Consider the following 19507-nt stretch of genomic DNA (forward strand, 5'->3'; position numbering starts at 1 on the left):
CAACCGGCCCTCGGTGATCCGACCCTGCTTCGAGAGCTTTGCTGGCTGCCTGTTGGGGCTTGTGCTCCTTCATCTCAGCCAAGGTTCGCTTCCGAAGCCCTGCGAGCCGCCGCGCGGCACCGGGCCGGGTAGCGACCTGCTCATATAACTGCCGGTAGCTCTTGGTGGAAGGCATCGCCCTGAAGCCCACCTTGGCTGCCAGCGGGCGACGATAGCCACCTGGTGTGAGGGAGAGGCGCTTTTGTGGCTGTATTCTGGCCCTTCCACCTGGGGATTTGCACTAGCTGGCCGTCAGGCGAGCGCATATTGTCATCGCCTCTTGCTAGTTTGCCTCTCGCTAATCATTGACTTGCAAGAGAGGGAGAGGGCTTTATGACCCCACTGACGATGAGCATGCTGCGGGCGGCATGCGACGAAGATGCCAGCGATGGCGCGATTGTGCTGGATGCGGTGTTGGAACCGGTTGGAGGCCATGGCACGCCGGTCAATCCAGCCATCTACGCTGGCGTCCGATACCAGCACGACAAGCGGTGGGAGAGCTCCGATGCTTCTGAGCCAACCCCCGTAATCGTCATCGACAACGTGCCCTCGCAGGCCAACCGGCTTGAAGCAGCACTAGAGGACACCGCCGACGAAACTGGTGTTCCCCGCCTAGTGCTAAACCTTGCCGGAGAGGACTTCACCCACCTTCCTCCTCACTTGCCGCGCAGCTTGTCGAGCTTGCGCTGGCCGCATCGGAATGGGGATGCCTACTTGCGGGATGCCCTCCTAGGCGGCGAAGCGTTCGCCAAGTCTTCAATAGGGCGCTCGATCATTGATGCCACCGCGGATTCAGGCGGAGCTTTGGTTGCCTGGTTCCCTCAAGCCCTTCTGTATGGATTTTGGCAGTCCCACCTGGGAAATGATCGATCTCAAGCCAAGCACGCTCGGGCGTGGGTATCGGAGATTGTCGGTTGGGACCCCGCAACGGGTGGGCAGCCCGAAGAACTGACCCGAACTCTGGGCGTCAAAGGGGACCCGTACAACATCGAGGACACGAATCGGGTCGACTTTGATGATGCCGACTTGCTCGGTAGCGGGTGGAAGTTCGTCGAAGGCGAGAAATCCGGCTCAAAGGATGGGAAAAAGGCCGGTGCCATTTCAAACATCGGGCATGGACAAGTACCTGCCGATTCTGGGTTGGCACCAGTTTCGTTCCGGCGAATCACCCAGAGAGCCACCTTGTCATTTCCTCAGCTTCGCCGAGTCCGTCTGGGGAACGGATACTCCGACGAGCAAGATGCCGCGGCTCGCGTGCTTATCGCTGCGCTCGGCTTGCACGCACACCAATCAGCGTTTGGGCGGGCGTTTGCGCTCCGTTCGGGCACTGATCTGGTCGTGCAGCAGAGTGAATCTCGGCTCGACTCAACTGAGGTAGCTGTTGACGACTCCACAAGTTTGGTGAGGGAGGCACTCGAAGCAGCCCGAGCCGTTCTTGTCCCGACGGAGGGATGGGAGGCAGAACCGATCTATCTGACTCCTAACAAAGGCTTGACCGCGGCGATCCGTGCGACTTGGCCCGACCTCGATAATGCGGAGGAGTAGGAGTGCTCGTCTTTGACATTGAGCTATTGCACGGCTCCTACCGAGCTGACCCCGACGGTTCTGCTCCAGCTGGCAGACAGACCAGTGGAGAATGGCCTCCCGCACCGTCTAGGCTCCTTGCAGCACTGATTGCCGCCGACGGCACCGGCAGCCAAACCAAACGCACAACTGGAGCTGAACTGGAGCAGCTGGCGGCAGCAGACCCGCCAATGATTCATGCCGATCCCGATCCGCACCACCAGCCACTCGAAGAGCGGTATGTCGTCGGGCAAGACCGGGTCAGGAACCAGCAGCAGGAGTACGTGGCACGGACGGGGGTTTTGGTGCGACCAGGGGTCAGGGTCGCTCCCTGCAAACCACGTGTCCGATTTGTGTACGACGTTGAGATAGACGACAACGACTTGGCAGCTCTCCGGTACCGGGCTGCCCGCGTTGGGTACTTGGGATGTGCTGACTCGCCGGTCAATATCACCGTTGCACGTCTTGCTGGCCAATCGGTAGATGGAAGCGAAGACATGCTGTGGACGCCAGACCCAGATGGCCAGGAAATCGTCAACGTGCACGCAGCTGGCGACGTTGCCAGATGGGTAGCCGCCTTTGAAGCCTGGTCAAAGCATGGTGCAACTAGAAGCCAGACCCGGCGGTATCAACCCCGAGCCCATTATCGGCATCCCCTTGATCCACCCGCGGACACTCAGCTGGGCCGGGTTCCAGTTTGGCTTCGATTCCAAAGGCCGGTTTCAGGCCGGCGAGCAGCAGTTGTAGCCCACGGACTCAAGCAGGCAACACTCGCTCGGTATCAACGAGACCACGGCGACCCTGCTGGCTGGTTGCACGGCCACGTCAGCGAAGGCGAGTCCGATTATCAGCTTGCCCGGTTTCTCGCGCTGCCGAATATAGGACACCCCCATTCCGAGGGAAAGATCCACGGTGCGGCGGTTTGGGTGCCGAGAGGAGTTGAAGAGATTGACGTGCGCAATCTGGCCAGCACACTGTCTTCCATTCAGTCATTGTCATTGGCCGATGGCACCAGGATCACCGTAGACCGTTCCCGAAGAAGTTGGACCACAAACCCGCGGCGATGGCAAGGCCCCGCCCGTCGATGGGTGACCGCCCTCCCCGCAGTCAGTGATCGACATCAGCGGATTGACTCAACAGCGGTGATCCGTTGGTGTGAGCAAGCAGGACTTCCCAAGCCTGTTCAAATTCGGATCAGCCGGAAACCCTTCCTGTCTGGAGGTGTAGACCTGCATCCCACCGAGACTCGTCGGCCCGGGCATACCCAGACCCGCCCGTATGCTCATGTGGGTCTTTTCTTTGAAAAGCCATTGACTGGACCTGTTGTGATTGGCTCCGCCCGCAGCTACGGACTCGGTCTTTGCGCTCCCTGTGATCCCAGGGAAGACCAGGCGTGAGTATCCCGGATTGCCCAGGGTTCAGCGATTGGTACCGGTCAATCCATAAGCGTGATCCATTCCCATGGCAAGCGCGATTGGCCAAGCAGGTCGCCGCGACTGGTGAGTGGCCGGAGCTGATCGGTATTCCAACCGGACTAGGCAAAACAGCTTGTCTCGACATTGCGATTTGGGCACTGGCCAGCCAAGCGGACAGGGATCCACGAGATCGCACGGTTCCTACCAGAATTTGGTGGGTTGTGAACCGCCGAAACCTGGTCGACGACACCTACCGACATGCATTGAGGCTTGAAGCGCTGCTTGCCGACCCGGAAACTCTCCACAACATTGAGTGTGACGGCACAACCATGCCTGTTGGAGGCCTACACGGAAAGGCAGCGGCAACTGTCCAAGCCGTGGCAGCCCGACTTAGACACCTCTCCGGCATGGGCCTGCCATTGCAGGCATGTCGTCTTCGCGGCGGTGACTCGCACAACCGGCCAAGACATCCAGCACAGCCAGCGATCATCTGCTCCACCATCCCTATGTATGGATCGCGAGTGCTGTTCAGAGGGTATGGGTCATCGAGGTCGATGCGGCCAATCGACGCTGCTCTTGCGGGAGTCGACAGCCTCGTCCTGCTTGACGAGGCCCATTTGGCTCAGCCGCTTCGTTTGCTTCTTGACGCAATTAGCGGTAGCTACAGCCTTGGGGCGGGTATCGAGCATGCATTGCCAGCTCAGAGAATGAGTCCCGTGGTTGTCGCCCTTACCGCGACAGGTGAAACACCGGGTAACCGGTTCGACCTTGATGAAGCAGATCGCGATGACAATGAGATCGTGAAGCGCCTTGAGGCCTCGAAGCCGTTGAGCATTCCCGGCATTGCTCAAGGCGATCCGGCTAAACCCATTGCAACGGCGACCAAGGAATTGCTCGACACTTTGGACGCCGGGGGTTCCTACGGGATTCTGGTCTTTGCCAATACGCCAAAGACAGCGCTATCGGTGGCGAGGGCATTGAGATCACGCCGCGACTGTGAAGTAGTCGTCGCTACCGGAAGAACCCGTGGTTTTGAGGCGAAGAAGGCGGTCGAAGCGATCACTTCCCGAATGTCGGCTGGCCAAATGCCAGAACGGCTTGGGGGCTCAATCGACAGGCATCTGGTTGTCGTCGCTACGCAGACCCTCGAGGTTGGGGCTGATCTCGACGCCGACTACATGATCACCGAAGCATGCGGGGTTCGCGCGCTGGCCCAGCGTCTCGGCCGCTTGAACCGTCTCGGCAGGCGCGCGCACGCCCGAGGGGTGTATGTGCATGTCGAGCCCAAAGACAGGCAGTGGCCTGTTTACGGTGATGAGCCGGTCAGAGTGCTCGAACTGCTTGATGCTTCTCGTGGCTTCGATGAGAAGGTCGATATGTCCCCCGGGAATGTTGGCGCAGTTCTTGGCGACCTGCCCCCAGAAGCCCTGGACGTCCCAGTCCTCGCTGAGGCATTGCTATGGGAATGGGTCAAGACGAGCACCCCACCTCCTGGCGAAGCACCTGTCGAGCCATATTTCTCCGGGTTGCTTGACAGCGATCTGGATGTCGACGTTGTCTGGCGAGCCCATGTCCCCGAGTCCGGGGACAAGATCTGGCCTCGTATCTCACCCGATGAGATTGTCTCAGTCCCCGTTGGTGAAGCCAGAAAGGAACTTGCAGGTGCTAACTGCATCCGGGTTGGTTCAGATCAAGCCACCGCTGAGCAAATTGCTGTGGGTGACAACGGCAGTCTCGTCCTATGTCCTGGAGACACGATCGTTGTGGGCTGCGAGGCGGCCAAACTCGACCAAAGCGGCCACTGGGACCCTGTCTGGAATGAGCTTGCACTGGATGCTTCCATTCTTGACAATGGCCTCGTAATTTCCGATGAGGCTCTTTCAGGCATCTATGGAGCAGTACCTGAAGGCCCCAAGGCCGCTATGGCAGATCTCGTCAGACTCCTTGACCCCCGTGTGGAAGCCGAACCTGCTGATCTTTCTTCGGCCGCAAATGGGCTCTGCGCCGAGCTTGAAGAAAGCGGTGCACCTCCATCATTTTCCAATGAGGAGTGGGAGAAGTTTCTCCAGGGGTTGAGGACCGGCATGGCCGACAGGGGAATTCGACATGCGGTTGTCGAACCCGTTGGCGAAGCTCCGCGATTGCCTGTCCCCCCTGTCGAAGAACGCCAGAATGGCAACCAGCAGGTGAGCTTCGACGAGTATGACGAACTCTCAATTGCCGATCCCGTGAGTTTGAAAGCCCACGGCGATGATGCCGCGAAGACGGCGAGACGTATCGCCGACGCAATGGGCGTTACCCCTAGCACTGCCAAGCTAATTGAAGAAGCAGCTCGGACCCACGACATCGGCAAAGCTGATACTCGGTTTCAGAGTTGGCTTGACCCCGGCCAAGACCACTCCAGCGCTTTGGCGAAGTCGGAGGTCCCGAGATCACGATGGGAGCACAGCCGCGCAGCATCTGGATGGCCTAGCGGAGGTCGTCATGAGGAGCTGTCACGTCGGCTTGCCTCTGCCTGGCTGGCCCACGGCAGTCACAATTTCCACGAGGATGAGCAGAACCTCTTGCTGCACCTGGTTGTAGCTCACCATGGTCGTGGTCGGCCTCTGGTCGCTCCTGTTGAAGATCCGACTGGCACCAAAGTCACCTATCAGATTGACGGCCACGATGTGATTGCCGACGCCGATCTCTCAACCGTGGACTGGGAGCAGCCCATCAGGTTCGCCTCATTGAACAGGCTGTACGGCTGCTGGGGACTCGCCCTGCTCGAAGCAATCGTTCGCCAAGCCGACCACCTCGTATCGGCAGCGGCCGAAACAGCATTGGAAATCCGATGAGCAGCGATTTGACCCGCGAATGTCCTGGACTGCCCGCCGAATGGATCAACGGCTGGTTGGCCGCTTTAGGGACCACCGTACTAGACCCAGAAATCAGGCTCAGATGGACATCCGATCCATCCCCTATCGCCGTCCTCCATCATCCTTGCAAGGAACCAGCGGTCGCGATAGCTGAAGCATGGCCGAGCAGGAGGCGTCTAGAAGAAATGCCTTTGGCAAGAGACTTCGAGGGTTGTTCCCCGCTGGAGCGACAAGTCCCCGTCGGTACTTTCGTTGAACGGGTAGTGCTCAGTCGGGGACATTCAGATGCCTGGACCTTGACCTCATCGCTGACCGATCTGGCCATCGATTCTGGTAGAGCGTCTCACGCTCCATTCGACCCCGCTGGCCCGGGGACCATCAAATGGCTTCATCATCGTCTCTTGAAGATCTCCGGTCATCTTGCTCAAGATGACTCAGATGCACTCGGCGTAGCCATCGAGAAGGCCATTGACGGTATCTCGGTTCCGGTCAGGGATAACGGTCTTGGATTTGACATATCTCGACTCCCTGACCGAGCACGAGAGGGTGTTCACATCATGGTAGAGCCGGTTGTCGAAGTTCTCGCCTTCTTCGGCCTGGCCCTGTTGCCGGTTCGTGGTGACGGCCTCCGACAACGCCAAGGACGCGCCAGGCAGAGGGGACATGGTATCGGAGGTCGCCAAGAGAATACCTTCGTTTGGCCTGCATGGAATCAGCCCCTCGATCGGTGGGGGATTGACGCGCTGCTCGATGCCTGGCACCAATCATGGAAGCCTCACAAAGCAGATGAAGGCCTGGTGTGGCGTACGAGTCGCCTCGACTGGGACAGGCTAGGGATTCATGCAGGCTGGACGACCAAGCCTTACAGGCCTACTGCTAGGGCCGACAGCACCAGAGGATTCAGCAGTCAACGAATTCAGCCAGGCCGCCCGCGTCGCCAATTCAGGAGATCACCGAACTAGATATGGGCGATCCAGAGATTGCGGTAGTTCCCATTTCCGCTATTGAGCACTTCGAATATTGTCCGCGTCAGTGTGCTCTCATCCATGTTGACGGTATCTGGGCTGACAACCCGCACACTGTGCGGGGAGCAAGAGCTCACCGCCGTACGGACGATCCCACGAAGTCTCGCAAAGAACGCAGTAAACAGGTGTTGCGGGCAGTGCCGCTTTGGTCGGAGCAATACGGATTGTCAGGTCGAGCGGATGTTGTTGAGATCGGTGAGGAAGGCGCTGTTCTACCGGTTGAGCACAAGTCCGGTGTTCGGCATGGCATTACGGCAGACCTCCAAGTGTGTGCCCAGGCGATCTGTTTGGAGGAAATGCTCGGCACCTCCATTTCTGAGGCTGCGATCTGGTACGGCGGGCCGCGACGCAGATTTCGGGTAGACTTAACATCGGAGCTTCGTCGAAGAACCGTCTATACCATCGGAGCAATCCGACAGCAGTTGGTGGGGGGCATCCTGCCGCACGCGCCGAATGACAGTCGTTGCTCTCAATGCCAGCTTCGGCACCATTGCCTGCCTGAGATTTCTGCCAATACTGCTGATGTTGCTGTGTACCTCCACCAAGTGCTCTACGTATGACGGAACCCTTCGACGTAGCCGGTGCAGACGAGGGCAGGACACAGAACACGGTTTACTCAATCGAGTATCAGACGAGGATCAAGTACAAGAAGGGCTCGCTGCTCGTATCCACTCTTGAGCAGAATCGTCGGATACCCCTCGAAGCAGTCGACGCTGTGGTGATGTTCGCAGGGCACATCACCACAGATGCCATTGCTGAGTGCGTCCGCAGGAAGGTTCGGGTGTCGGTTTTGACTAGAGGTGGGAAGATCAGGTTCATCGCCGGCGGGCCTATCGTTGGAAATGTCCACCTGCGTGCGGCACATCACGCGGTTGCAAGCGACGAGGCAGCCGCCATCGGCGCAGCCCGACTCATCGTTGCTGCGAAAATCCGCAACAGCGCCACAGTTCTTCGTCGATGGGCACGCGACCATTCTGATATCGAAACTTCGGCTCAGCTTCGAGACCGCAGCGACCAGGTATTGCGGCGTGTGGAGAGGATTTCCTCATCAGGTGACCGCGACGCGCTCCGAGGTATAGAAGGCGATGCTGCCCGAATCTATTTCAACGGTCTCGCAGAGGCACTTGGAACGAGCAACCTCGGGTTTAGCGGAAGATCCAGGCGGCCACCCCGTGACCCAGCCAATGCAGCAATGTCCTTTTGCTACGGCCTGGTTACTTCCGAAACCGCTGGGGCATGCGACGCCATTGGACTGGACCCCCAAGTCGGGTTCTTGCACCAAGCTCTGCGTGCTGGGCGCCCGTCGTTGGCTCTTGATCTGACAGAAGAGCTCAGAGCGCTGACCGACCGCTTCGTGGTCTCTTCGATTCGACGAGGCCAGATCACCTCTGAGCACTTCACTGAGACTCCTGGTGGTGCCTTCTATCTGACCGATGAAGGACGTCGATGCCTGATCGGTCTGTGGGAAGATCACAAGAACGTTGTACTGCATCATGGAGTTCTTGGGCGTCCTGTTCAGCGGTGGGCGATCCCAACTACTCAAACTACTCTCATGGCCAGATGGCTTCGAGGTGATCTACCCGGCTATCCGCCGTTCTTACTTGAGGACTGAACTGTGGATGTTGTTGTTACCTACGACATTGCCGATACAGATACCTCAGATGGAGCGGCTCGGCTGCGCCGGATTGCTGATGTCTGCTCCTCTTACGGAGAGCGCGCTCAGCTGTCAGTTTTTGAATGCCGCCTGACCCCAGAATCACACGCCCGGATGATTGGCGAACTGTTCGACGTCATTGACCCGAATCTCGATAGCGTCATCATCTACCGTGTGAATGGCAATCTGCACGACAGCCGCACAGTCATCGGAATCGACAGACCTCACCGGCTCGGCGACACCTGGATCGTGTGACCAAGCAAGAGCTGTCACCTGTTGGAGATATTCTCTCTAGTGGTTTCTCGCAAGCAAGTGAGAACCTCCAGTGATCCTTGACAACCAAAGAGAGCAAAAGACCATTACGGCCAAAATCACACCATTCCTCCAATCACGAAATCCGGTCGCAAACATCGGAAATCAAGATGGGGGGGCGTCGCCGGGGGTAACCCCCCGGCCCTCATTGAACGTGGGCCTGGGGTTGATGCCTTCTCACATGTCACCTGCAAGCGTCGCCGGGGGTAACCCCCCGGCCCTCATTGAACGCTCTTGGATGAGCTCTGCTTTTGTCATACCGTTATGGCGTCGCCGGGGGTAACCCCCCGGCCCTCATTGAACGGGTGGAGGCATGAAGGAAACAGCGAAAATCAAAACGCGTCGCCGGGGGTAACCCCCCGGCCCTCATTGAACGTGCGTCCAAGGCAGTCGACCCCGAGTGACATCATGCGTCGCCGGGGGTAACCCCCCGGCCCTCATTGAACGTGCCCCGAGTGCGGCGAGGCGAAGGCCGACATCGAAGCGTCGCCGGGGGTAACCCCCCGGCCCTCATTGAACGCTCGGGTACCCATGTCCGCTCTGCTGGCTCGCCTGCCGGCGTCGCCGGGGGTAACCCCCCGGCCCTCATTGAACGTGCACAGCCATCGGCGTTCCCTTCACATCAGCCGGGCGTCGCCGGGGGTAACCCCCCGGCCCTCATTGAACGAGCGTGCCCAGCGCAGCAGGCCGTGGTCCCGCAGGCGTCGCCGGGGGTAACCCCCCGGCCCTCATTGAACGGGTCGGATGTACAGCTGCACTGACAGCACAGCCTGTGGCGTCGCCGGGGGTAACCCCCCGGCCCTCATTGAACGAAGCCGGCGTCGGCGTCAGCCTGGTCCAACACCGCGGCGTCGCCGGGGGTAACCCCCCGGCCCTCATTGAACGATTTCGACACGCACAAGGTCGCGGTCGGCGAGAGGCGTCGCCGGGGGTAACCCCCCGGCCCTCATTGAACGCGCGTCTCGACGGCCATCCCGAACTGGTTGTTTGCCCGCGTCGCCGGGGGTAACCCCCCGGCCCTCATTGAACGCTGCTGGCGCCGATATGGGCTGCCGAGCCGGTCACGCGTCGCCGGGGGTAACCCCCCGGCCCTCATTGAACGAGCGTCAGCGTCCGGACGTTCAACCCGACCGGCGAGGCGTCGCCGGGGGTAACCCCCCGGCCCTCATTGAACGGCGCAGGGCTTGAGCTGGACGCGTTTTGGAATCGACGGCGTCGCCGGGGGTAACCCCCCGGCCCTCATTGAACGTCAGTCGCTGCGTGGACCAGTCCCATCTTCGTGCCGGGCGTCGCCGGGGGTAACCCCCCGGCCCTCATTGAACGACTGAGGAGCAGAGATGAGCAGCACGCCGCCGCCGGCGTCGCCGGGGGTAACCCCCCGGCCCTCATTGAACGCCCTGCCGGTTGGTCCACCGCGATGTCACCTTGCTGCGGGCGTCGCCGGGGGTAACCCCCCGGCCCTCATTGAACGTTGAGCCCGTGTTCCCAGGCTGTGCCTGTGACTGGGCGCGTCGCCGGGGGTAACCCCCCGGCCCTCATTGAACGCAGCCGACGGTTCATGTGCTGGCGCGGCGGGCTGTGGGCGTCGCCGGGGGTAACCCCCCGGCCCTCATTGAACGCGCGTAGCTCCGGTCAGACGCGGACGGAGTGGCCGAGCGTCGCCGGGGGTAACCCCCCGGCCCTCATTGAACGGGTGGCCGGCATGAAGGAAACAGCAACACCGGCACGCGTCGCCGGGGGTAACCCCCCGGCCCTCATTGAACGGATATGGCGGCGTATGGTGCCCGGATCCTCGAGGCGCGTCGCCGGGGGTAACCCCCCGGCCCTCATTGAACGTCGTTCACCTCGATGTTGCGCACGCGGTCGGAGACCTGGCGTCGCCGGGGGTAACCCCCCGGCCCTCATTGAACGAGCCAGACTCGACGCTGTGGTGCCCGGCTGTTCATGCGTCGCCGGGGGTAACCCCCCGGCCCTCATTGAACGCGCTGGACGGACACCGCAATTGCCGTGGGAGGCTCCTCGGGCGTCGCCGGGGGTAACCCCCCGGCCCTCATTGAACGCTGGCGGATCCGGCCGGGACCGCCAATGCGATCCTGGCGTCGCCGGGGGTAACCCCCCGGCCCTCATTGAACGACGAGCTAGAATGGTGTCAGACAGTCAGAGAGAGGAGCGTCGCCGGGGGTAACCCCCCGGCCCTCATTGAACGAAGCCGTGGGGCATCATCTTGATGGAAACCGCTGGGGCGCGTCGCCGGGGGTAACCCCCCGGCCCTCATTGAACGCAGCACCTGCTCGAGCTGTACGGGTCGCACCCCTTGCGTCGCCGGGGGTAACCCCCCGGCCCTCATTGAACGGTTTTACGCCCGTTCACGTACTTGGCGTAAGAAGCGGGCGTCGCCGGGGGTAACCCCCCGGCCCTCATTGAACGCAGATGCACGTCACCGTGGATGTCACGGTGATTCTGGCGTCGCCGGGGGTAACCCCCCGGCCCTCATTGAACGTCGTCGCCGAAGCCAAACAGCGCGTCGAGGCCGCGGCCGCGTCGCCGGGGGTAACCCCCCGGCCCTCATTGAACGCTCTCGGCGATGGGTCAGCCACGCATCCGCCTGCCTCGCGTCGCCGGGGGTAACCCCCCGGCCCTCATTGAACGTCCCTGGCGTCCCTCTCGTCGTTGACGAACCAGACGCGTCGCCGGGGGTAACCCCCCGGCCCTCATTGAACGACGTGCGCCCGTCCTCCGAGTACTGGGCCTTGGCCGCGTCGCCGGGGGTAACCCCCCGGCCCTCATTGAACGCCTACACACCGGGTACCCTACGGGCAAGTCGGGGGGGCGTCGCCGGGGGTAACCCCCCGGCCCTCATTGAACGCGGCCCACATAGCCGACACACACCAGAGAGAGACTGGCGTCGCCGGGGGTAACCCCCCGGCCCTCATTGAACGGTGATGGAGTTCGACTTGCGCCCCTCCCCGTCGGCGGCGTCGCCGGGGGTAACCCCCCGGCCCTCATTGAACGTCGGCCCACGACGCCTCGATGCTGTCGTGGCCGAGCGTCGCCGGGGGTAACCCCCCGGCCCTCATTGAACGGCCGCCCGCTTGACCGCCCACAGAGCCTCATTCACCGAGCGTCGCCGGGGGTAACCCCCCGGCCCTCATTGAACGCCGCAGGCCCGCCACGTAGGCCCGATAGCCTCTCTTGCGTCGCCGGGGGTAACCCCCCGGCCCTCATTGAACGCTCGGAGCCAGACCCGCAACCGCTGTCGACATCAGAGCGTCGCCGGGGGTAACCCCCCGGCCCTCATTGAACGCAGCAGATATTCGAGCCCTCCGTCAACCAGATCAGGCGTCGCCGGGGGTAACCCCCCGGCCCTCATTGAACGCGGCACACCGGCTCCAGACAGAACGTTGAATGTGAAGCGTCGCCGGGGGTAACCCCCCGGCCCTCATTGAACGTTCAACAGAGCAGGCGACCCAAGAACAGAAAAAACAGGCGTCGCCGGGGGTAACCCCCCGGCCCTCATTGAACGTAATCCCGGTCGCGCTGCACGCCCGGGGGAAGCGCAGGCGTCGCCGGGGGTAACCCCCCGGCCCTCATTGAACGGCTGCGAAAGTCGCTGAGTGGTGGCGGACCTGTCGGGCGTCGCCGGGGGTAACCCCCCGGCCCTCATTGAACGACCGGTTTCCACCCGTCCCCGGCGGGCCTGTCGGGTGCGTCGCCGGGGGTAACCCCCCGGCCCTCATTGAACGCTATCAACGACGTGCAGGAGCTAGCCCCATTCGCAGAGGCGTCGCCGGGGGTAACCCCCCGGCCCTCATTGAACGCGCCTGCTAGCCTGCGCCCATGGCAGACACCATCCAGGCGTCGCCGGGGGTAACCCCCCGGCCCTCATTGAACGGCCGCGTGGACCAGCGACCGGCGGGCCGGCTGGCCGAGCGTCGCCGGGGGTAACCCCCCGGCCCTCATTGAACGCTCCCTCTGCGTCGATCCGACGCCATGACCCTACCGCGTCGCCGGGGGTAACCCCCCGGCCCTCATTGAACGGTCGAGGCGAATTGGCCGGTCATAGCCGCCCGGGCCCGCGTCGCCGGGGGTAACCCCCCGGCCCTCATTGAACGACTGTTAGGCGGCTCGACGGTGACGAGTACGGTGCCGGCGTCGCCGGGGGTAACCCCCCGGCCCTCATTGAACGGCCGAGGCATAGACCTCGCCGGAGAGCGGGGGGAGGCGTCGCCGGGGGTAACCCCCCGGCCCTCATTGAACGCCTCAGAGCCCGAATCTCAGCCCGGATCTCTGTCGTGCGTCGCCGGGGGTAACCCCCCGGCCCTCATTGAACGTCCAGTAGGGGTGTAGCCCGCCGGATCGCATCTGAGGCGTCGCCGGGGGTAACCCCCCGGCCCTCATTGAACGGGGATGGAGCTGGTGCTGCGCCAGTTCGCCGCCGAGGGCGTCGCCGGGGGTAACCCCCCGGCCCTCATTGAACGCAGAAGACCGAGAAGTTCTGGCAATGGACCGGCCACGCGTCGCCGGGGGTAACCCCCCGGCCCTCATTGAACGAAGTCCGGCGTCAAGTGGGAGAGGTCCGATCTGATGCGTCGCCGGGGGTAACCCCCCGGCCCTCATTGAACGGAGTGCCACCAGTTCCAGCCTGAAGACCTTTTGGAGCGTCGCCGGGGGTAACCCCCCGGCCCTCATTGAACGTTCCAGTAGTAGCGCCCATAGTCGGGAGTCACCGTGCGTCGCCGGGGGTAACCCCCCGGCCCTCATTGAACGTTCCAGTAGTAGCGCCCATAGTCGGGAGTCACCGTGCGTCGCCGGGGGTAACCCCCCGGCCCTCATTGAACGCACAGCCAGAACGCCGCATGGCCCGCCGCCACGCTGCGTCGCCGGGGGTAACCCCCCGGCCCTCATTGAACGCCTACTCGGCGCCGTCGGCCATGCTGCGGGCGTCGCCGGGGGTAACCCCCCGGCCCTCATTGAACGCTGGCCGTCGGTGTCGTCGATCCCGTGTTGTCTCGCGCGTCGCCGGGGGTAACCCCCCGGCCCTCATTGAACGTCGTCCCACGATCTGGGGCCGCCGACCTGCTCGGGGGCGTCGCCGGGGGTAACCCCCCGGCCCTCATTGAACGCCGCGCGGTCGCGGTCTACCCGCGCGGTCTACCCGCGCGTCGCCGGGGGTAACCCCCCGGCCCTCATTGAACGGAGGCACCATGGGCATCACCACCGCCGAGGCCATCGGCGTCGCCGGGGGTAACCCCCCGGCCCTCATTGAACGGCGGCCGCGGTCCACAGCCGCCGAGCATGGGAGCATGCGTCGCCGGGGGTAACCCCCCGGCCCTCATTGAACGCTGGAGCAGACCTACGAGCAGGCCAGCATCCACTCCGGCGTCGCCGGGGGTAACCCCCCGGCCCTCATTGAACGCCGATCCGGCCGCCGCTGATCCTGTCGATCTCGCGGCGGCGTCGCCGGGGGTAACCCCCCGGCCCTCATTGAACGCGGCAGGCCAACCAGCGCCTGCTGGACCGGCAGTCCGCGTCGCCGGGGGTAACCCCCCGGCCCTCATTGAACGTCCCCCGACCTCGGGCAGGCAACTGAAGCCGCCGGCAGCGTCGCCGGGGGTAACCCCCCGGCCCTCATTGAACGCTGATCCGCCGTGGCCTTCGCAAAGCGCAAAGCGCCAGCGTCGCCGGGGGTAACCCCCCGGCCCTCATTGAACGGGCGTGGCCGTGATCTCTTCGGAGTCCCAAAGGGCGAGCGACGCCGAGGCAATCATCCATATTCCGGTCTCAAAATTGCAATTTGTCGGCTAAACTATCGGGTCTAATTCGTCTACATATTGAGTAAATTGCTTACTCAATTCTTGTGAAAGAATGATATGCCTTCAATGTCGATTGGTGAGCGGATTGAATCGGTGTAAATCGTTTGAATAACTCCTGAAGATAGTGCCTTAAGTCTGCCTGAACCCAGGGATACTGTCACAGGTAGGTTGTATTCTTGTGGTTATGGAGTTCACCAGATCAGCGGGTTGTGAAACCGCAACTGCAAGCGATTGTTCCGGCGTGGGGCCGGAAGTGGTGATGCGTGTATTTCGAGCTGATGTCGGTGTAATGCTGGTCGAAGAATTGGATGATCGCATTGAAGAATTAGGGCGGGCTCGTTCTCAGATTGAGGGGTTGTTGGCTGAGGCATTGGCAGAGCGCGCTCGACAAAGCACTCGTCGGGCCGCAGCGAGCGTGCTGCGGGAGCGGGTGTTGGAGTCCGCAGGCAAGGCGAGCGGAGATGTGAAGTTGGCGGTATCTTTGGCGGAGAGTTTTCCCTCCACATTGGAAGCGCTGGCGTCAGGCGAGATCAACGCTGGCCAAGCCCGGGTAATCGAGCGCGTCGCAGGCAAGCCCGACTACCGAAGCGAAGAGGCCATTCTGGCTTGCACCAAGGAGGCTCCCGCAGACCTGCTGTCAAGGTACGCGCTTCGCCGGGAACCGGTCGAGGAACGGGGCTACTCGAAGTACCAGCAACAGCGTCAAGACCGCCGGGCGTCTATCACCCAGGAACCTGATGGCTCTTGGAAGCTATTCGCCCACCTCGACTACATGGCAGGCAAGCGAGTCAGCTTGGCTTGGGCCACAATGGCCGAGGCGTTCCGACGCGAGGAGAGCGAGAACAGCGAGAAGAGCAAGATCACCTACCTACAGCGGAATGCCGATGCCCTGGTGCAGCTGATCACCCGCGACGGCCCCCAGCGGGCCACTCCGGCGTCGCTGCTCATGATCACTGAGTACGACGCCGACACCGGCGAGCTCAGCCACCCCAGGCTCGATGATGGACAACCGGTGCCCCCCGAGCTTCTGGAGCAACTACTCGACAACTCCGACGTCTACACCGCATTTGCCGACGCCGATGGTCAGCCGCTGTGGCTGGGACGGTCCAAGCGATCAGCTTCATTGGCCCAGCGGATTGTGCTGGCAGCCCGTGACGGCGGTTGCATCGGCTGTATTTCCCCCTCGGAGCGGTGCGAGGCCCACCATATCCAGCACTGGTTAGACGACGGGCCCACCGACATCGACAACCTCGCCCAGCTCTGTCCCGACTGCCATCACCTGGTCCACGATTGCAACTGGCAGGTCTGTCGAAACCACCGGAGCCATTATCGGATCAGTGCTCCACCCGATCCGTTCCCCGACCATGGAACCTCCACCTACCACTTGGCCCAGCACAGCCCGGTTCTTCGGAACTGACCGTCGTTGCCTCATACATCAAAAGAACCCGCGAGAGGGGTAGGGGGGTTCCCCGGTTCTTGGGAACTGACCGTCGTTGCCTCATACTGGTGGTTTCTGAGCGGTTGTCCCCTGCAATGGGCGCATAACCCCCCGGCCCTCATTGAACGCGGTTGGCGTCGGCCGTCGTTGAAGGCGAGCATGGCGCATCGCCGGCGATTACCCTCCTTCCCCCGATCCCTGCTGAGGGTCCCTGTGCTGGGGGTGGGCTCCGCTGGCCGCACCTCATATTGAGTTAACTCAATATAAATGTTGATCTATAGTCCGCCAGTGGCTTGGGAAGTCAACGGCACCGATGAGTTTGCTGACTGGTTCGGCGAGCTTGCCGAATCCGAACAGGACGAGGTGATTGTTGCCGTTGAATTTCTTGCTGAGCATGGCCCAGGCTTGGACCGGCCTCTTGCCGATCGGGTCAAGGGGTCGATATACCACAATATGAAGGAGCTGAGACCGCGTGGCGTGGCCAAGAACTTCCGAATCCTGTTCCTGTTCGATCCCCGGCGTGAGGCGATCCTTCTCGTTGAGGGCGACAAGAGCGGCCAATGGGATCGGTGGTATGCCAAGGCCATTCCTATCGCCGAGCGGCTCTATGAGGAATATCTGAGCGAATTGGCTGCCGAAAATCTGATTGAAGACACCGACTAGAAAGGACCACGACATGGGATATCGCAAGTTCAGCGAGATTGTTGGGCAGATCAGCCCTGAGCGTCGTGCCCGTATCGACGCGATGAAGGTAGAAGCCAGGGCTGATGCCGTGGCGTTCAACTTGGCCGAGCTCCGCCGTCACCGCGAGATGACCCAGGTGGAGCTTGCTCAGCGCCTTGAGCGGACCCAGGCCTCGGTCTCGGCCATGGAGTCCGCAGGAGATAATTTGCTGTCCACGTATCGGTCGGTTGTTGAAGGCATGGGCGGCCATCTCGAACTCGTCGCGGTCTTCGACGACGAGCGAATTGTTATTCCGAGCTCTGTTGAAAGCGCTTCGAGATAGCCTCAGAGTTCGAGGAGAAGATGGACGCTCATCGCAACGATCTCAACTACCGGGCAAAATTCGACAAGAAGCTGCGGCGCGTCGTCGATGAAGGCTGACCGGAGCCGACCAGCGATCAGCCCGAGCGGTCGGGGCCGGCACGGAGGATGTGGAACCGCACCAGGCAGCGCTGGTCGGTGACCATGGCTTGGCGGTACTCGTCCCAGTCGGGGTGCTCGCCCCGCAGGGTGCGGTAATACTCGACCAGCGGTTCCAGAGCATCCGGCCCGGAGATGATCTCGGCCTGGCACTCGATCTGCACCCAGTCGCCTAAGAAATTGCGGGGGAACACGCACAGCCAGCTTCGGGGGTCGCGCCGCAGGTTCTTGGTCTTGTAGGCCGTCTCGCGGGTGCTCATCACCACCGTGTCGTCCACCACCGCAAGGGTGACGGGTGACATCTGGGGGGTGCCGTCTTGCCGCAGGGTGGCCAGCACCGCGTTGGTGTTCTCCCGGATGTAGTCCAAGGCCTGTGCAGGATCCATGAGGGCATCCTATGGGGCTGTTTGTCGTTTTGGCCGGGTCGGCAAAGTCAATTAGGCGATACTCGCAGGGGTTGCCACCGGCGGTAGGTGGCACAGCGCCACAGCCATTCGGCCGGGCCGAATCGGAAGCGGCTTAGCCAAGCCTGCGACCACCAGAGCTGTATGGCCCACACTCCGAGGATGAACAGGGCGATCTGGCTGCGGCTGAGATCCACATCGCCGAGCAGTTCCCGCAGCACGATGACACCCAACACGCTTTGGGCGAGATAGTTGGTGAGCGCCATGCGGCCGGTCGCTTGCACTCGCCCCCTCAGGCCGGACTCGGCCCGGCGATCCCACAGGGCGATGAGGCTGAGATAGGCGAGGCTGAGGGGGATGGTGGCCAGCGTGTTGGGGGCGGCCCCGGCCAGCGCCCAGTCCGGGGAGAACCCGCTGGCCGCCATTATGGCCAGGCCGGCCGCCGACAGAGGCAAGCCCACGCCCAGACCCCATCGGGCGGTCCGTACGTAGAAGCCCCGGGGGCGCTCGCCAGTGACCACGCCGGTGCGGTACAGCGCCACGCCGATCAGCATCATGCCCAGTGCCCGAGCTCCGAAGTCGCCCACGAACCACAGCTCGATCTCGGCGGACTTCTCACCTTCCAGCCAGTAGCCACTGAGCTGGCTGGCTGGGTCGTCGATGGCCGCCTGCACCGCCACTGCAACCACCGCCACCGCGAGCATCAGGGCGGTGCCGATGGTCACCAGTACCGAGGGGCGCAGTCGCCGCGCCGCGATGATCAATGGCGAGCAAATGGCGTACAGCACCAGCACGTCGCCCTCCCATAGCGCCATGTGGGCGATGCCGATGCCCAACAGCAGCGCGTTGCGCCACAGGCTGAACCACACCGGCCGCCGCTGTCTGGCCGCGGCCCGGTCGGCGAACATGGCGATCCCGGCGCCGAACAGCAGTGAGAACAGCCCCATGAACTTCTGGTCGAAGAGCACCTCGCCCATGCCCCCGATGGCCCAGTCGAGCCAGGTGCGCGAGCCGCTGGCATCGAGGTTGAAATAGGAGGGCATGTCCAGCCCGTAGGACACCGCGTTCATGGTCAGGATCCCCAGCACCGCTACCCCTCGAACGGAGTCCAGGGTGGTGTTGCGGCCCTCCGTCGAGATCGGCGCCGAGCGGGGCTCCTCGCGGGTCATGTCGGCCTACCAGCGGTTCCAGCGGGTGATTAGCTCCAGGGGCTCGCGGCGGGCGGGACGGAAATCGGTGCCGACGGTGTGGGCGAAGGGGATGAGGGCCAACTGCATTATCTCGTCATAGGGGATGCCCAGCAGCTCGGCCGCCTCTTGCTCATAGCAGAGATGGATGGTGGTCCACACCGTGCCGATGCCCCTCTCCCGGGCGGCCAGCATGAACGACCACGCCGCCTGGATCACCGATCCCACATGAGAGGCCACCGTCACCGGAGGCTGATCCCACACCCGGCCGGCCAAACAGGGGATCAGCATCCCCGGCACCTCGTGGAGGTGCTCGAACAGGTGCCCGGTGGAGGCGTGCATCTTCTCGTTGGTCGCTTCCATCTGGGTGCTGTCGGGAGGCACGAGACGGGGGAGCACGCCCAGGTAGTCGCCGGCCACCTCTCCGGCCCGGCGGTACAGGTCGGCCAGCGCGGCGATCAGATCAGGCTCGGTGACCACCATGAACCGCCAGTTCTGCCGGTTCGACCCGGTGGGGGCCTGCACGGCGATCTCCAGGCACTCGGTGATCAACTCCGGCGCGACCGGCCGGGACGTGTCCAGGCGTCGGCGCACCGCTCTGGTGGTGGTGAGCACCTCATCAGCGCTCAGATTCAGATGGACCATGCTCCTGTTCT

At 62.6% G+C, this 19507-nt stretch carries 12 protein-coding genes and 1 CRISPR repeat array; of the genes, 8 read left to right on the plus strand and 4 right to left on the minus strand.

What is annotated here, in order from left to right; genetic code table 11:
- The first annotated feature begins 372 nt into the window (after nt 1-372).
- From cas7u to cas3u, 3 genes are all read left to right on the plus strand, one after another.
- The gene (cas7u, locus tag OXG30_04720) at nt 373-1584 is read left to right on the plus strand and encodes a type I-U CRISPR-associated RAMP protein Csb1/Cas7u (GenBank protein ID MCY4134203.1); all 1212 of its coding nucleotides are present in this window, start codon (nt 373-375) and stop codon (nt 1582-1584) included.
- A 615-nt stretch (nt 1585-2199) separates the two neighbouring features.
- The gene (locus OXG30_04725) at nt 2200-2349 is read left to right on the plus strand and encodes a hypothetical protein (protein MCY4134204.1); all 150 of its coding nucleotides are present in this window, start codon (nt 2200-2202) and stop codon (nt 2347-2349) included.
- A gap of 646 nt (nt 2350-2995) precedes the next feature.
- Nucleotides 2996-5854 (plus strand): type I-U CRISPR-associated helicase/endonuclease Cas3, encoded by a 2859-nt coding sequence (gene cas3u / locus OXG30_04730; GenBank protein ID MCY4134205.1) that lies wholly within the window; start codon nt 2996-2998, stop codon nt 5852-5854.
- 455 nt (nt 5855-6309) lie between these two features.
- Here cas3u and OXG30_04735 read toward each other — a convergent pair whose 3' ends face one another.
- Complete coding sequence (locus OXG30_04735) at nt 6310-6639, minus strand: hypothetical protein (protein ID MCY4134206.1); 330 nt, start codon at nt 6637-6639, stop codon at nt 6310-6312.
- A gap of 817 nt (nt 6640-7456) precedes the next feature.
- Between OXG30_04735 and cas1 the strand changes: the two genes are divergently transcribed.
- The 5 genes from cas1 (at nt 7457) to OXG30_04760 (ending at nt 17123) form a co-directional block, all read left to right on the plus strand.
- Nucleotides 7457-8512 (plus strand): CRISPR-associated endonuclease Cas1, encoded by a 1056-nt coding sequence (gene cas1, locus OXG30_04740; protein ID MCY4134207.1) that lies wholly within the window; start codon nt 7457-7459, stop codon nt 8510-8512.
- Nucleotides 8513-8515: 3 nt separating this feature from the next.
- The gene (gene cas2, locus OXG30_04745; GenBank protein MCY4134208.1) at nt 8516-8809 is read left to right on the plus strand and encodes a CRISPR-associated endonuclease Cas2; all 294 of its coding nucleotides are present in this window, start codon (nt 8516-8518) and stop codon (nt 8807-8809) included.
- Between the two features lie 175 nt (nt 8810-8984).
- Nucleotides 8985-14578: direct repeats of the CRISPR family, unit length 37 nt; unit sequence GCGTCGCCGGGGGTAACCCCCCGGCCCTCATTGAACG.
- A gap of 390 nt (nt 14579-14968) precedes the next feature.
- Nucleotides 14969-16096 carry a DUF222 domain-containing protein gene (locus OXG30_04750; GenBank protein MCY4134209.1) on the plus strand — a complete coding sequence of 376 codons (1128 nt, stop codon included), beginning with the start codon at nt 14969-14971 and terminating at the stop codon, nt 16094-16096.
- Nucleotides 16097-16405: 309 nt separating this feature from the next.
- Nucleotides 16406-16780 (plus strand): type II toxin-antitoxin system RelE/ParE family toxin, encoded by a 375-nt coding sequence (locus OXG30_04755; GenBank protein ID MCY4134210.1) that lies wholly within the window; start codon nt 16406-16408, stop codon nt 16778-16780.
- A 13-nt stretch (nt 16781-16793) separates the two neighbouring features.
- Nucleotides 16794-17123: an XRE family transcriptional regulator gene (locus OXG30_04760; protein MCY4134211.1), complete on the plus strand. Its 330-nt coding sequence runs from the start codon at nt 16794-16796 to the stop codon at nt 17121-17123.
- Between the two features lie 115 nt (nt 17124-17238).
- On the opposite strand, the gene OXG30_04765 is transcribed toward OXG30_04760, so the two are convergent.
- Genes OXG30_04765 through OXG30_04775 form a run of 3 tightly spaced genes read right to left on the minus strand, consistent with a single transcriptional unit; the run spans nt 17239 to nt 19496 of the window.
- On the minus strand, nt 17239-17646 hold the full coding sequence (locus tag OXG30_04765) for a PPOX class F420-dependent oxidoreductase (GenBank protein ID MCY4134212.1): 408 nt from the start codon (nt 17644-17646) through the stop codon (nt 17239-17241).
- 47 nt (nt 17647-17693) lie between these two features.
- The gene (locus tag OXG30_04770) at nt 17694-18833 is read right to left on the minus strand and encodes a DUF418 domain-containing protein (protein MCY4134213.1); all 1140 of its coding nucleotides are present in this window, start codon (nt 18831-18833) and stop codon (nt 17694-17696) included.
- A 6-nt stretch (nt 18834-18839) separates the two neighbouring features.
- Entirely contained in the window at nt 18840-19496 is a 657-nt protein-coding gene (locus OXG30_04775) for a nitroreductase family protein (GenBank protein ID MCY4134214.1), read from the minus strand.
- Between the last annotated feature and the right edge of the window lie 11 nt (nt 19497-19507).

Source organism: bacterium (genome assembly GCA_026708015.1).
In the GTDB taxonomy this organism is placed as follows: Bacteria; Actinomycetota; Acidimicrobiia; order Acidimicrobiales; family Bin134; genus Poriferisocius.

Bases quoted from the DNA above. Each gene is read 5' to 3' on its own strand.
- cas7u (MCY4134203.1), top strand. From the start codon at position 373: ATGACCCCACTGACGATGAGCATGCTGCGGGCGGCATGCGACGAAGAT.
- OXG30_04725 (MCY4134204.1), top strand. From the start codon at position 2,200: ATGGTGCAACTAGAAGCCAGACCCGGCGGTATCAACCCCGAGCCCATT.
- cas1 (MCY4134207.1), top strand. From the start codon at position 7,457: ATGACGGAACCCTTCGACGTAGCCGGTGCAGACGAGGGCAGGACACAG.
- OXG30_04750 (MCY4134209.1), top strand. From the start codon at position 14,969: ATGCTGGTCGAAGAATTGGATGATCGCATTGAAGAATTAGGGCGGGCT.
- OXG30_04760 (MCY4134211.1), top strand. From the start codon at position 16,794: ATGGGATATCGCAAGTTCAGCGAGATTGTTGGGCAGATCAGCCCTGAG.
- OXG30_04765 (MCY4134212.1), bottom strand. From the start codon at position 17,646: ATGGATCCTGCACAGGCCTTGGACTACATCCGGGAGAACACCAACGCG.
- OXG30_04770 (MCY4134213.1), bottom strand. From the start codon at position 18,833: ATGACCCGCGAGGAGCCCCGCTCGGCGCCGATCTCGACGGAGGGCCGC.
- OXG30_04775 (MCY4134214.1), bottom strand. From the start codon at position 19,496: ATGGTCCATCTGAATCTGAGCGCTGATGAGGTGCTCACCACCACCAGA.